Below are 13,433 nucleotides of genomic sequence, written 5' to 3'. Positions count from 1 at the left end.
TGAAATGAGGAGCAGCAACCCGGTCTTCTCGCGACGGGGGTTCAGCCGCGACAACGGCTACGCGGGATTCAACGCGGCGCCGCAGGCCGGGGGACCCGCTGTCGGCACGCAGGCCAACCCGTACGCCCAGGGTGGCAACCCCTACGCGCAGAACCCTTACGCCCAGCAGGACCTGCAGCACGGCGCACCGCCGCAGGCCCCGGTCTCCACCGGCCGGATGACGATGGACGACGTCGTCATGCGCTCGGCCATGACGCTCGGCACCGTCACCGTGGGCGCGATCCTCGCCTGGGCGCTGCTTCCGGTGACCAGCACCAGCTACGGGCTCGCCATCGGCGCCGCGCTCGTCGCGTTCGTCCTCGCGATGGTGCAGTCCTTCAAGCGCACGGCCTCGCCCGCGCTGATCCTCGGTTACGCCGCCTTCGAGGGCGTCTTCCTCGGGGTCATCAGCGAGATGTACAACAGCCGGTGGAGCGGCGCGCCCTTCCAGGCCGTGCTCGGCACCATGGCGGTATCCGGAGCGACCCTCCTCGTCTACAAGGCGGGCTGGGTCCGGGTGACCGCGCGGTACGCGCGCATCGGTATGACCATCGCGATCGCCTTCGTGGTCGTCACGGCGGTCAACCTGCTGCTCGTCGTCTTCGGCGTCGCGGACGACGGCGGACTGCGCAGCATGGGCCCGCTGGGCGCGATCGTCGGCATCCTGGCGATCCTGATCGGCGCGTTCTTCCTGACCCTCGACTTCAAGCAGATCGAGGACGGCATCGCGTACGGCGCGCCGAAGGAGGAGGCCTGGCTGGCCGCGTTCGGCCTGACCATGACCCTCGTGTGGATCTACATCGAGATGCTGCGGCTGGTCGCCATCTTCAGCGGCGACGACTAGCCGACCCCGCCGGCCGAACGGGCCGGTGACCGACCTGAAGGGCCCGCGAACCGACGGTTCGCGGGCCCTTTGTCATGGGGATGCCTGGTCCTGGTGGTGGTGCGCGCTCAGAGCAGTTTGCGCGCGGCCCTCCTCAAGTCGTACTCATGAATGATCGCCTTGGCGTGGCCGTACGCGAGGTTGTGCTCGGCGCGGAGCCAGCTGACCTTCTCCTCGAAACGGAAGAGAGCGGGGCCTTCGTCGACGGTGCGCAGCCAGTCGGATACTTCACGACCGGTGCAATGGGGAATGCGGGCGAGCAGATTGCGGTGGGTCTCCTGGGAGAACACTTGGGACATCGGCGCCTCCGGACGCAATGGGGTGTAAGCCGGTCCTTCACGCCACGGTGCCTGAGGGTTCGGTTGTTGGCAACAGTCCCGTCGCGGCGCGTAGTCTCGCGGCGTGCTTGATACGACGCCGCTGACCCGAGCCGTGGACCACTTCGCCGACCGGTTGCGGGCCGCACCGCAGAGCCGGCTGCAACGGGGGGCCGCCGCGGAGGCACTGGGGCTGGCCAGGGAGTTGGCACGGTGGGCGCAGCGTGTGGAGGACCCCGCGGCTGAGCCCTTGGAGATGCCGGACGCGGGGATGTTCGCCGTCGCCGATCAAATCACCGTCGCCGCACATGATTTGGCGGTCGTCCTGAGGGACGAGGGGGAGCTCGCGGAGGCGTTGATGTTGGTGGAGGAGGCGCAGAAGAGAGCCGGGGTGTGACGCCGGTTCAGGGGCCTGCGGGGGCCTGCAGGGGCCTTCAGGGACCCGCGGGGGCCTACAGGGACGCTATGACCCTGTCCGCCAGGATGTAGACGCTCTCCTCGCCGCAGGCGAAGGTCAGGGCGTAGGCGCCGGAGACGCCGGAGCCGCCGAGGAGGACCGGGGATTCACCGGCGCGCAGGGCCGCCGCCAGCCGTTCCGCGGTTTCGCGGTGGCCGGGGGTCATGCACAGGGTCGTACCGTCGGCGAAGACGTAGACGTCGAGGGTGCCGAGCGGGCCGGGGCGGACGTCCGCCAGCTCCGTGCCGGACTCGGCGAGCTCCTCCAGGCAGGACACCGTGCGCTCGTGATCGTTCACGACGGGTGACTGGACCGGGACGAAGTCCGGGTGCGAGGGGTGACGGCGGCGGGCCGCGGCCAATTCGGGCGAGTCACCGGCGTACTCGTCGGCGTCGAGGCCCGCCTCGGTCACCGGCTCCAGGGACTCCAGGCTCAAGAAATCCGACTCGCGGGGCATGAACAGTTCGCTGTCGGGCAGACCGAGCAGCGAGGGCGCGTCCGAGGCGTCACGTGCCTCCTGGGCGGCCCAGAACGCCCGTGCCTCGGCGAGCTCACGCTCCCGCTCCTCGGCGAGCGCGTCGGCGACGGCAGCGCGTATCTCGTCCGTGTCCGCGGCCGAGCGCGCCGCCGGTACGAGGCCGTGCGGGACGGTCGTGGCGCGGCTCTCGGCCAGCTCCTCGTGCAGGGCCGCGACCTGCCGGCGCAGACCCTGCAGGGTGCGCAGAACGGCGACGCCCACAGCCGCGGTCGCGGCGGTGGTGAGCAGCAAAGCAATTGGCATGGCGCTCACTGACGTACTCCCGGTTCAAAGTCGACCCCCCGACTTCCTACATCAGCTTGAAGGGCGGACCATCCTGCTGTCAGTGCGTAACGTCACGAATAGGACAGGACTTTGGCCCTCAGGTTTAGCTGCGCATCGGCTCTGACCTGCGTAAATCGCTCTCCGAGGGGAGATAGGTCACATCTTGGGGGGGATTGGATCACAAATCGGCCCAGAGTCCCGGTGGTTACTGGGCTCTGGGCCGATTCGGTCACGCTGGGCTCAGTGGTGATTACCCGTACGGAACTAGCTGAGGCGCTCGATGACCATCGCCATGCCCTGGCCGCCGCCCACGCACATCGTCTCCAGGCCGAACTGCTTGTCGTGGAACTGGAGGGAGTTGATGAGGGTGCCGGTGATGCGGGCGCCGGTCATGCCGAAGGGGTGGCCGACGGCGATGGCGCCGCCGTTCACGTTCAGCTTGTCCAGCGGGATGTTCAGGTCGCGGTAGGAGGGGATCACCTGGGCGGCGAAGGCCTCGTTGATCTCGAAGAGGTCGATGTCGTCGACGGTCAGGCCGGCACGCTGGAGGGCCTGCTTGCTGGCCTCCACCGGGCCGAGGCCCATGATCTCGGGGGAGAGGCCGGTGACGCCGGTCGACACGATGCGGGCGAGCGGGGTGAGGCCGAGCTCGCGGGCCTTCGTGTCGGACATGATCACGAGGGCGGCGGCGCCGTCGTTGAGGGGGCAGCAGTTGGCGGCCGTGACCATGCCGTCGGGGCGGAAGACGGGCTTGAGGCCCTGGACGCCCTCCAGCGTCACGCCCGCGCGCGGGCCGTCGTCCTTGCTGACGACCGTGCCGTCGGGGGTGGTGACCGGGGTGATCTCGCGCTCCCAGAAGCCGTTCTTGATGGCTTCCTCGGCGAGGTTCTGGGAGCGGACGCCGAACTCGTCCATGTCCTGGCGGGTGACACCCTTGATGCGGGCGAGGTTCTCGGCGGTCTGGCCCATCGCGATGTAGGCGTCCGGGACGAGGCCGTCCTCGCGCGGGTCGTGCCAGGTCGAGCCCTCGGACTGGGCCACGGCCTCGGTGCGGGCCTCGGCCTCCGCGAAGAAGGGGTTGCGCGTGTCGGGGAGGGAGTCGGAGTTGCCCTTGGTGAAGCGGGAGACCAGCTCGACGCCGGCCGAGATGAAGACGTCGCCCTCGCCGGCCTTGATGGCGTGCAGGGCCATGCGGCTCGTCTGGAGGGACGAGGAACAGTAACGGGTGATGGTGCAGCCCGGGAGGTGGTCCATGCCCATCTGCACGGCGACGATGCGGCCGAGGTTGTTGCCCTGCTCGCCGCCGGGGAGGCCGCAGCCGAGCATCAGGTCGTCGATGTCCTTGGGGTCCAGCTCGGGGACCTTGGCGAGGGCGGCCTGAATGATCGTGGCGGTGAGGTCGTCCGGGCGGAGGTCCTTGAGGGAGCCCTTGAAAGCGCGGCCGATGGGGGAACGGGCGGTCGAGACGATCACGGCTTCGGGCATCACGGCTCCATGGGCGCTATGGGGGTGGACGGGCAGGGCTGCTTGGGAAGTTACCCGCCCGTACCGCCCGGGTCACCGCTCCGGCGGTGTGACTAGGACCGCATTTCTAAGCGCTTGCTTTCCTCACCTCGCTTGCCGAAGGCATTCAGCGGCACGGAGATCCGGGGCGCAGCCCCCCTTGGGGGCGCGGGAAACCGCCCGCCAAGCCCCCACCGGCCGGCAGCCGAAGAACGCCGGGCGGGCGGCGAATCGGGGCGACGCCCCGCCTTGGGGGCGCGGCGAACCGCGCGACCAGCCTCCATGTACCCGCAAGCCCCAGCCTCCATGTACCCGCAAGCCCCAGCCTCCACGTACCCGCAAGCCCCAGCCTCCACGCACCCGCAGCCCCAGCTCCCACGCACCCGCAGCCGGAGAACCCCCCCGGCACCCGCAGCCGGAGACCACACCCCCGCACCCGCAGCCAGACCCCCCGCAGCAAGCGGACACCCCCCTGGCGCCCGCCGTCTCACGCGGACGGCGTCGGCGCGGGGGCCGGGTCCGTGGCGGGGACGCGCCGGCGCCGGCGGCGCTTGAGGAGGGCCCACGGGCCCCGCGGCCCCGTGGGCATGGCGGCCGTGACCTCCGTGCCCGGCTCGGACGCCGCCTCCGCCGCGGCCCGCGCGACCGGCAGGAAGCCCTCGCGACGAGAGACGTCCGGGCGTTCCTCCTCGGCCGGCCACAGGCCCAGCGCCGCGCAGACGGTGGGAAGGACGGCCATCGCGGCCGTCGCGTACCCCTCCGCCGAGGGGTGGTAGTTGTCAGGGCCGAACAGCTCGCGCGGATTCGCCTCGAACTCGGGTCCCAGCAGGTCGCCCAGCGAGACGGTACGGCCGCCCTGCTCGACCGTGCCGATGGTCTGCGCGGCGGCGAGCTGGCGCGAGGCGCGGCGGGCCAGCCAGCGCAGCGGCTGCTGGACCTGCTCCACCGTGCCCAGGTCGGGGCAGGTCCCGACGACCACCTCCGCCCCCGCCGTACGCAGCCGTCGCACCGCGGCCGACAGATGGCGGACCGACCGCGTCGGCGGCATCCGATGGGTGACATCGTTGGCGCCGATCATGATCACGCAGACGTCCGGCACCCGCGAGGTGTCCGCGAGGGCGACCGCGACCTGCCGGTCGAGGTCGTCGGACTGGGCGCCGGGCAGCGCGACGTTGCACATCTCCACGGGGCGTTCGGCGACCGCCGCGAGCCCGGACGCCAGCAGCGCGCCGGGCGTCTGGCGGGCCCGGTGCACGCCCTGCCCGGCCGCCGTCGAGTCACCCAGCATGGTCAGCCGCAGCGGCGGCCCGTCCTGCACGGCGTACGCGTACCCGTAGAGACCGTCGGCGCGGGGCGCGTGCGCGTGCCCGTTGCCCACATGGCGCTTCGCCAGCTGCACCTCGGCCAGCACCAGTCCGACCGTCGCGGCACCGACCAGCCCGATCCCGCCGCCGCCGTACGCCGCGCCCGCCGCGATCCGCCGTGCCACCCTCGCCCTCGACAAGCTCGACATACGTCGCCGCCACCTCCTCGTAGCCGTACAAACACTGCTTGCCCCGTGGAGCAGGTCGGCCAATCTCAACGGCGAGTGAACCGTCACCCAGGGCCTTAGGCTGACGGGACCATTCCTGTTAAAACGCAGCTCCGGAGACAACGGTGCAATTCCACGACTCGATGATCAGCCTCGTCGGCAACACCCCGCTGGTGAGGCTCAACAACGTGACCGCAGGCATCCAGGCGACCGTCCTGGCGAAGGTTGAGTACTTCAACCCCGGCGGGTCCGTGAAGGACCGCATCGCCCTGCGCATGATCGAGGCCGCGGAGGAGAGCGGCGCCCTCAAGCCCGGCGGCACGATCGTCGAGCCCACCAGCGGAAACACCGGGGTCGGGCTGGCCATCGTGGCCCAGCAGAAGGGCTACAAGTGCATCTTCGTCTGCCCCGACAAGGTGAGCACGGACAAGATCAACGTGCTGCGGGCGTACGGCGCCGAGGTCGTCGTCTGCCCCACGGCCGTCGACCCGGAGCACCCGGACTCGTACTACAACGTCTCCGACCGGCTGGTCCGTGAGACGCCCGGCGCCTGGAAGCCCGACCAGTACTCCAACCCGAACAACCCCCTCTCGCACTATCACTCCACCGGCCCCGAGCTGTGGGAGCAGACGGAGGGGAGGATCACCCATTTCGTGGCGGGCGTCGGCACCGGCGGCACGATCTCCGGGACCGGGCGCTATCTGAAGGACGCGAGCGACGGCAAGGTCAAGGTCGTCGGCGCCGACCCGGAGGGGTCGGTGTACTCGGGCGGGTCCGGGCGGCCGTACCTCGTCGAGGGCGTCGGTGAGGACTTCTGGCCGACGGCGTACGACCGTACGGTCGCGGACGAGATCGTGGCCGTGTCCGACAAGGACTCCTTCCAGATGACGCGGCGGCTCGCGAAGGAGGAGGGGCTGCTCGTCGGCGGCTCCTGCGGGATGGCCGTGGTCGCCGCGCTGCGGGTGGCCGAGCGGCTCGGACCCGACGACGTCGTGGTCGTGCTCCTCCCCGACAGCGGACGCGGCTACCTCAGCAAGATCTTCAACGACGAGTGGATGGCCGACTACGGGTTCCTGGAGGACTCCGGCCCGAGCGCGCGCGTCGCGGACGTGCTCAACGACAAGGTGTCCGGCGCCATCCCCTCCCTCGTCCACATGCACCCGGACGAGACGGTGGGCGAGGCCATCGAGGTGCTGCGCGAGTACGGCGTCTCGCAGATGCCGATCGTCAAGCCGGGCGCCGGTCACCCGGACGTGATGGCCGCCGAGGTCGTCGGGTCCGTCGTCGAACGGGAGCTGCTCGACGCCCTGTTCACCCAGCGCGCCTCGCTGCAGGACCCGCTGGAGAAGCACATGTCGGCGCCGCTGCCGCAGGTCGGCTCCGGCGAACCGGTCGGCGACCTGATGTCCGTGCTCGGCAGTGCCGACGCGGCGATCGTGCTCGTCGAGGGCAAGCCCACCGGTGTCGTCAGCCGCCAGGACCTGCTGTCCTTCCTCGCCAAGGGCGGCGCCAAGCAGTAGGCGCCGACGGGCGGCCCGCGGGCAAGAAGGCGCCGGTCAGGGCGATTTCCGCAGATGGCAGGAGGATATTTCCCGAAGTTCCCCTCCTGAGCGGGATCTTCCTGCCTCTCGGCAGGGAACTTCGCGGAAGTGGTACGAGCGCGTCACGTCCGCGCAGCACCCGCTTAACACGGGTCCGGCACATTAGTGGGTGTCGGCAGGGCGGGAGCGGCTCCCCGCCCCGGCCGACGCCAAAACGGCGCCAAGGAACCTCCGGAGCGGCTCCCGGACCTCCATGGACGCCACGGACGCGCAAGCCCGGCCCTGACCCGGCCCGCGTCCCTCGCGGGGACCGCCGTCGTCCCGCCCCCCGGTAACGGGGGTGCGGCGGTCCCCGCGCAATACGTGAGAAGGGCCCGGCACCAGTCAGGTGCCGGGCCCTTCCCGTGTGTACGCCACGATGTACCTACGCTCCAGGCCCTGGTCAGGCCCTAGTCCTCCCAGTCGGAGTCCTTGCCCCTGCGGCGGCCGAAGAAGCTCGGGGTGACGCGCGCGGCCTGGACCACGTTGACGCCCACGATGCCGGCCCAGGCGACCAGCAGGCCGGGCAGATGCGCCACGCCGCCGCCGATCGCGGACAGCGGGACCGCCAGGACCAGCGACACGATCCCGAAGCCGAAGCGCTCCCCCCACGAGCCGGCCGCCCCCTGCGGGGAGCGCGCACCGCGGGCCACCACCATCTGCTGCTCGGCCAGCTGCCGCCGTACCCGGCGGTCCACCGCGCCGTCGACACGCTGTTCGACCTTCTCCAGGAACGAGTCGACGAGCGCGGACTCGTACTCCTCGCCCAACTCCCTGCGCGCGTGCAGAGTGGCGTCGAGTTCCTTCTTCAGTTCGGCGTCGCCGCCCGCTTCCCTACCGGTCATGCTGTTCACGTTAGAGAGCGACGGCCCCCGTGGCACTGGGGTTAGCCCCCCTGTTGGGGCTGGGCCGCACCCCCGGGGGAGGCTCTAGGGGAGGAGGGTGACCAGGCTGGAGTCGAGGTCGAACCGCGCGGCGGCCACATGCGCCGCGGTGAAGGCCGGGTCCGCCCGGATCGCGTCCCGGACCCAGGCCGCGTGCGCCCGTACGGTGTGGTCGGCCCAGTCCCCGGGCACCGCCCGGGTACGGAGCGCCGCGGGCGTGATCTCGTCCACCAGAAGGGCGAGATGGCCGGGCACGGGTGCCCCCGTACGGAGGTGTTCGAGCGTCGCCGCGACGGCCCCGCAGCGCTCGTGCCCCAGCACCAGCACGAGGGGAACGCCTAACTCCGCCACCCCGTACTGGACGGATGCGAGGACCGCCTCGTCGAGCACCTGCCCGGCGGTCCTTATGCAGAGCAGGTCCCCGATCCCCTGGTCGAAGACCAGCTCGGGCGGGACACGGGAGTCGATGCAGCCGATGACGACCGCGAACGGGTGCTGCCCGGCGGCGAGGACATGCCGCCGGGCGCGCTCCTCGTGCGGATGACGGGGCTGCCCGGCGGCGTACCGCCGGTTGCCCGCGAGAAGTTCGTCGAGCGCCGCGCGGGCGGTCGCCGGCCGGGATCGGGGCGCGGCGACGGCCGGAGTCGACGCGGTGGCGGTGAGTACGGAGACGGTGGTCGCCGCCAGAAAGGCCCTGCGGTTCGAGGGCATGACGCTCCCTCAGGAGTTGTGCCTGTAGCGCCCCATCACCGTACGCACACATGCACTCACCCTGAGTGTCGATTTAATGATCCTTGGTTGAATCGTCGTCGGATCATCGCTGCCGGGATACCGCCCCTTGATCAGGCGGCGGAGCTGTCCGCGGGAAGGCCCACGGGAAGGTCCAGGGGCCGCAGCTCGTCCGCGTACGAGACGGACATCCGGCGCATCAGGCCGTCCTCGGTGATGTCGTACTGGCCCAGGCGCCACAGCGGCGGCGAGTACGCGTGGATCGACACCGCGTCGTCGGTGGCGCCGGTCAGGCGGTGGATGTGCTCGGGGCCGAAGCAGAAGGAATCGCCCTCGCCGACGGTGACGGACAGGTGACTGCCGCCGATGCGCGGGTTGGACTCGGTCAGCGCGCCCTGCACGACGCCGACCGCGCCGGAGGAGATGTCGTGGTCGTGCCAGCCGGTGTCGTTGCGCCGGGTCCAGCACAGCAGCCAGACATCGACGTACTCGTCGCGGTACAGCGACGCGTAGTGCCGCTCCTCGTCGGAGAACGCGACCTGTTCGCGCCAGAGTTCGGGGCGGGTGGCGAGGTCGTCGACGAGGGCCTGGAGCTCGCGCTTGTCGAGCGTGCGGTCCGGCAGGGCCTCGTACGTCATGGGGTGGCTCCCTTCAGGAGGCGGGCGGGGTTGACGGTGCGCAGGGCGTGGACGGCGGCGGCCGCGCCGAGGTCGGGGACGGTGGGCGAGGCGTAGGGGCGGTCGCTGCCGCTGACGACCACGTCGATGCCGACGGCCCGCACGAGCGCGTCCACGGCGCGCGTCCCGTACGACGAGGTCTCGTAGAAGGCGTCGAAGTCGACCTCGCCGCGCCCGCCGCCGCGCGCCGCGAACCGTTCGCCGTGCAGCGGGGCGAGTCCCGCGAGGGCGGCGAAACAGACGCGCAGACGGGGGTGACGGGCGCGGCCGAAGGCGCGGAAGGCGAACCAGGACGCGTGCATCTGGTGGACGTACGGGACCAGCGCGGGCCACCAGGGCGGCGTGCCGGGGGTGGGCGGGGCCGTGCCCGGGTGGACGAACAGCGGCTTGTCGTGGCGGGTGAGGACGTCGAGGAGGGGTGCGCAGAAGTCCCAGCCGGCCGCGTCCAGCAGGGCGGTGGCGGGGAGTTGGAGGCCTGCGCAGCCCCGGCGGAGTTCGCGCTCGACCGCGTCCGGGGCCGTTTCCGGTTCCGACAGGCAGGGCGAGGCCCAGACGCCGAAGGGGGCCGGGAGCGCGAGGGCGCCGTCGTGGAAGGCGGCGAGCAGCGGGGCGGCCTCGGCGGGCGGCAGGTGTTCGATGCCGAGCGGGCTGGAGAGGGAGACCAGGGCCAGGTCCAGGCCGTCGGCGTGGGCGAGTGCGGTGCGGGCCGCGATGTCGTGGTCGGCCGGGTCGACCTCGTACGGCGGCTCGCCCGCCAGGTGCAGGGTCCAGCCGTCGAGGTACGGCGGTGCGGTGCGGGCGCGCAGTAGCTCGACGAAGGCGGGCGGCCAGATGTGCTGGTGGACGTCGGTGGGCACGCGGCGGTCCTCGCTGGGTGGACTCAGGTTAAGCGCTTCAGTGATGCGATTAACTTAAGCGGTTAACAAGGGGGCGTCAAGCGCGCGGGCGGGGTGGGGGCGGTGTGTGGGCGGGGGGTCGGCCGGAGGACCGGCTGGAGATCGGCCAGGGGTCGGCCGGGCCTTGCGCTCACAATGTGGACGTGTCCCGGTAGGCTTCCCGGCATGGCCAGGCCCAATAAGCGCACCACCCTCCGGGAGGTGGCCGAGGCCACTGGTCTCTCCACCGCCGCCGTCTCCTACGCCCTGCGTGGCAAGCACGTCTCGAAGGAGACCGAGGAACGGGTGCGCAAGGCCGCCGCCGAGCTCGGCTACGAGGCCGATCCCATCGCCCGCGCCCTCGCCAGCGGGCGCACCAGCATGGTCGGTGTCCTCGCGGGCGACCTTCAGGACCTCTGGCAGCAGCAGCTGATGGCCGCCATCGGCCGGGAGCTGCTTGCCGGCGACCGCTACGCGCTGATCCTCGACGCGGGCGGTGACCCCGACCGTGAGCTGAAGCTCGCCAAGCAGCTGCGCGACCAGCGTGTCGACGCGTTGCTGGTGTCGCCGGTGAACCCCTCGGCCGAGGGGTGGGCGGCGATCGCCGACGCGTTGCCGGTGGTGGCCGTCGGGGACTCGCTCAGCACGGCCCGTACCGCCGGGCAGGTCATCTTCGACAACCGGGCCGGCATCGACTCCGTCCTGGAATATCTGTATGGGCTCGGCCACCGCCGGGTGACCGTGCTGACGCCGACCCGGCCGAGCACGCCCGACCGGCCCGCCGACGTGTACGTCCGGGAGGCCGCCGAGCGGCTCGGGCTGCGTGCCGAACTGGTTCCGTGTCCGCAGGAGTTGGGCGAGGCCACGGTCGTCGCCCGCCGTCTTCTGGACGGGCCCCGGCCCGCGACCGCCGTCTTCTGTTTCTCCGACTCGTTGGCGTACGGGGTGTACGCCGCCGCCGCCGAGGCGTCGCTGTCCGTCGGCCGGGACGTCTCGGTGGTCGGCTTCGACGACCACCCCGTGTCCCGGGTCCTCACCCCGCCGCTGACCACGGTGGACTGGGGTCTCCCGGAGATCGCCGCGGAGGCCGCACGCTTGACGGTCGCGGCGATCGAGGGGAAGCGGGTTCGTAAGAAGCGGATCCTTTGTGCGCCGAGGATGAGCGAGCGGGGCTCAGCGGTCCGGGTGTAGCCCACAGCTTTCTCGCCCCCGCCGCCCCTACCCGTCCCATCCCCAGGGGCTCCGCCCCTTCGACCCCGCCGGGGGCGCAGCCCCCCCCCGGGCGGGGCTTCGCCCCTGCGCCCCACCGGGGGCTCCGCCCCCTGGGCCCCCACCGGGGGCTCCGGCCCCTGGGCCCCCATGGGGCTTCGGCCCCTGGACCCGTATGGGGCTTCGGCCCCTGGACCCCCGCATCGGCCTGAACGGCCTCGTCCTCAAACGCCGGACGGGCTGAAAGGGAGCTGCGCGGGCAGGCCCCGCCGGGCGGCAGCTGAGGAACCACTCACTGGGTCTGGCGCGCCGCCCCGAGGGAGGGGTTCAGGCCAGTTTCTTGGTCTTCAGCCAGGCGTTGGCGACCGCGTCCGGGTCCTTCTTCTCCTTGTCCACCAGGCGGTTGAGCTTGGTCAGTTCCTCGGAGGTGAGGACGTTGCCGAGGGTGGCCAGCGCCTTGCGGACCTTCGCGTCGGCCTTGCGGGAGGCGACGAGGGGGACGATGTGCTGGGAGGGGATCAGGTTGAGGGGGTCGGTGAGGACGACCCAGCCGTTCTCGATGACGTCCACGTCCGTGGTGAAGACGTTGGCGACGTCGATGTCGCCCTTCTTCAGGGCGCCCTTGACCAACGGGCCCGAGGAGTCGAGGGACTTGAACTCCTTGAACTCCACCCCGTAGCGGTCCTTGAGGCCCACGACACCGACGACCCGCTTCTTCATCTCGGCGGCGGCACCCAGGACCAGTTTGCCGTTGGCCTTGCGCAGGTCGGCGAGGGAGGTCAGACCGTACTTGGCCGCCGTCTCCTTGGTGACGGCGAAGCTGTCGCGGTCCTCGGCCGCCGCGTAGGAGAGGACTTCGAGGCCGCTGGGGAGCACGGTCGTCAGCGTGTTCTGCATCGCGCCGGCCTCGGTGTCCGTGGCCTTCGCGTCCAGGTACAGGAGCAGGCTGCCCTGGTACTCGGGGAGGAGGTCGATGTCGCCGCCCTCCAGCGCGGGCACGACGATCTCGCGTGAGCCGAGGTTGGGGCGGACCTTCGTCTTGATGCCCGCGGCGTCCAGGACACCCGCGTACAGGTAGCCGAGGACCTGGTTCTCGGTGAAGTTGGCGGTGCCGATGGTCACGCCGCCGGCGCTGGATCCGGAGCCGCCGCCGCTGCCGCCGCCGGAACTGTCCAGCGAGGTGATGCCGCTGCTGCAGGCGGCCAGGGCGGGGACGGAGGCCGCGGCGAAGAGGCCGCCGAGCAGAGTCCTACGGTTCATGGTTCTTCGGCTCCTCAGTGGGCGGCGGTACGGCGGTGACGGAACAGGTAGCGCTGGAGTCCGGCCAGCGCGAGGTCGAGCACGACGGCGACGATCGCGACCAGTGCCGCCCCGCCGAGGACCTGGACGAGGTCGCGCTGCGCCAGGCCGTCGAAGACGTACCGGCCGAGGCCGCCGAAGCTGACGTACGCGGCGATCGTGGCGGTGGACACCACCTGGATGAGGGAGAGGCGCAGGCCCGTCATGATCAGGGGGAGGGCCAGCGGGATCTCGACCTGGAACAGGACCTGGTGACCGCGCATGCCCTGGCCCCGCGCCGCGTCCTTCACCTCCGGGTCGACGGCGCTCATACCGGCGTAGGTGTTGGTGACGATGGCGGGTACCGCGAGGACGACGAGGGCCACGTACACCGACCACAGCGACAGGCCGCTGACCAGGAAGACCAGGACGACCAGGCCCACGGTCGGCAGCGCCCGGCCGAAGGAGGACAGGTTGATGGCGAGGAAGGCGCCCTTGCCGGTGTGACCGATCAGCAGGCCGAGCGGGAGTGCGATCGCGGCCGCGATGAGGGTGGCGAAGAGCGAGTACTCCAGGTGCTCGGCGATCCGGTGCGCGATGCCGTCGGTGCCGGCCCACTGATCGCCGCTGACCAGCCACTTGGCGAGGTTCTTGAAGAGTTCGTACATG

General features: G+C 71.3%; 14 protein-coding genes. 4 read left to right on the top strand and 10 right to left on the bottom strand.

Annotated elements, in window-relative coordinates; genetic code table 11:
- The first annotated feature begins 4 nt into the window (after positions 1-4).
- Positions 5-883, top strand: coding sequence for a Bax inhibitor-1/YccA family protein (locus ACIRA5_RS08675; protein ID WP_403688791.1), 879 nt, complete (start codon positions 5-7; stop codon positions 881-883).
- Positions 884-990: 107 nt separating this feature from the next.
- Here the strand turns inward: ACIRA5_RS08675 and ACIRA5_RS08670 are convergent, their stop codons facing one another.
- Positions 991-1,221: a DUF4287 domain-containing protein gene (locus ACIRA5_RS08670; RefSeq protein ID WP_054237274.1), complete on the bottom strand. Its 231-nt coding sequence runs from the start codon at positions 1,219-1,221 to the stop codon at positions 991-993.
- 103 nt (positions 1,222-1,324) lie between these two features.
- Between ACIRA5_RS08670 and ACIRA5_RS08665 the strand changes: the two genes are divergently transcribed.
- Entirely contained in the window at positions 1,325-1,636 is a 312-nt protein-coding gene (locus ACIRA5_RS08665) for a hypothetical protein (RefSeq protein WP_079065410.1), read from the top strand.
- 55 nt (positions 1,637-1,691) lie between these two features.
- On the opposite strand, the gene ACIRA5_RS08660 is transcribed toward ACIRA5_RS08665, so the two are convergent.
- The 3 genes from ACIRA5_RS08660 to ACIRA5_RS08650 all read right to left on the bottom strand — a co-directional run bounded on the left by ACIRA5_RS08660 (position 1,692) and on the right by ACIRA5_RS08650 (position 5,514).
- Positions 1,692-2,477, bottom strand: coding sequence for a hypothetical protein (locus ACIRA5_RS08660; RefSeq protein WP_403688789.1), 786 nt, complete (start codon positions 2,475-2,477; stop codon positions 1,692-1,694).
- A gap of 285 nt (positions 2,478-2,762) precedes the next feature.
- Positions 2,763-3,983 carry an acetyl-CoA C-acetyltransferase gene (locus tag ACIRA5_RS08655; protein WP_403688787.1) on the bottom strand — a complete coding sequence of 407 codons (1,221 nt, stop codon included), beginning with the start codon at positions 3,981-3,983 and terminating at the stop codon, positions 2,763-2,765.
- A gap of 505 nt (positions 3,984-4,488) precedes the next feature.
- Entirely contained in the window at positions 4,489-5,514 is a 1,026-nt protein-coding gene (locus ACIRA5_RS08650) for an SGNH/GDSL hydrolase family protein (RefSeq protein WP_403688785.1), read from the bottom strand.
- Between the two features lie 143 nt (positions 5,515-5,657).
- Here ACIRA5_RS08650 and ACIRA5_RS08645 point away from each other — a divergent pair, with 143 nt between their 5' ends.
- On the top strand, positions 5,658-7,052 hold the full coding sequence (locus ACIRA5_RS08645) for a cystathionine beta-synthase (RefSeq protein WP_054237278.1): 1,395 nt from the start codon (positions 5,658-5,660) through the stop codon (positions 7,050-7,052).
- A gap of 470 nt (positions 7,053-7,522) precedes the next feature.
- Here ACIRA5_RS08645 and ACIRA5_RS08640 read toward each other — a convergent pair whose 3' ends face one another.
- From ACIRA5_RS08640 to ACIRA5_RS08625, 4 genes are all read right to left on the bottom strand, one after another.
- A complete protein-coding gene (locus ACIRA5_RS08640; protein WP_403688783.1) occupies positions 7,523-7,957 on the bottom strand; it encodes a hypothetical protein in 435 nt (144 codons plus the stop codon).
- A gap of 84 nt (positions 7,958-8,041) precedes the next feature.
- Positions 8,042-8,707 carry a carbonic anhydrase gene (locus tag ACIRA5_RS08635; RefSeq protein WP_403688780.1) on the bottom strand — a complete coding sequence of 222 codons (666 nt, stop codon included), beginning with the start codon at positions 8,705-8,707 and terminating at the stop codon, positions 8,042-8,044.
- 131 nt (positions 8,708-8,838) lie between these two features.
- Complete coding sequence (locus ACIRA5_RS08630) at positions 8,839-9,363, bottom strand: cysteine dioxygenase (RefSeq protein WP_403688777.1); 525 nt, start codon at positions 9,361-9,363, stop codon at positions 8,839-8,841.
- Complete coding sequence (locus tag ACIRA5_RS08625; RefSeq protein WP_403688775.1) at positions 9,360-10,259, bottom strand: amidohydrolase; 900 nt, start codon at positions 10,257-10,259, stop codon at positions 9,360-9,362. Before ACIRA5_RS08625 ends, ACIRA5_RS08630 begins: the two co-directional genes overlap by 4 nt.
- A 204-nt stretch (positions 10,260-10,463) precedes the next feature.
- Here ACIRA5_RS08625 and ACIRA5_RS08620 point away from each other — a divergent pair, with 204 nt between their 5' ends.
- On the top strand, positions 10,464-11,468 hold the full coding sequence (locus tag ACIRA5_RS08620) for a LacI family DNA-binding transcriptional regulator (RefSeq protein WP_075027330.1): 1,005 nt from the start codon (positions 10,464-10,466) through the stop codon (positions 11,466-11,468).
- 345 nt (positions 11,469-11,813) lie between these two features.
- Here ACIRA5_RS08620 and ACIRA5_RS08615 read toward each other — a convergent pair whose 3' ends face one another.
- Positions 11,814-12,746, bottom strand: coding sequence for an ABC transporter substrate-binding protein (locus ACIRA5_RS08615; protein WP_403688772.1), 933 nt, complete (start codon positions 12,744-12,746; stop codon positions 11,814-11,816).
- Positions 12,747-12,760: 14 nt separating this feature from the next.
- Positions 12,761-13,432 carry an ABC transporter permease gene (locus ACIRA5_RS08610; RefSeq protein ID WP_075027332.1) on the bottom strand — a complete coding sequence of 224 codons (672 nt, stop codon included), beginning with the start codon at positions 13,430-13,432 and terminating at the stop codon, positions 12,761-12,763.
- Position 13,433 lies beyond the last annotated feature (1 nt).

Source organism: Streptomyces sp. NPDC096311, assembly GCF_044763085.1.
Taxonomy (GTDB): Bacteria; Actinomycetota; Actinomycetes; order Streptomycetales; family Streptomycetaceae; genus Streptomyces.
This window is presented reverse-complemented; position numbering and strand designations above follow the sequence as displayed.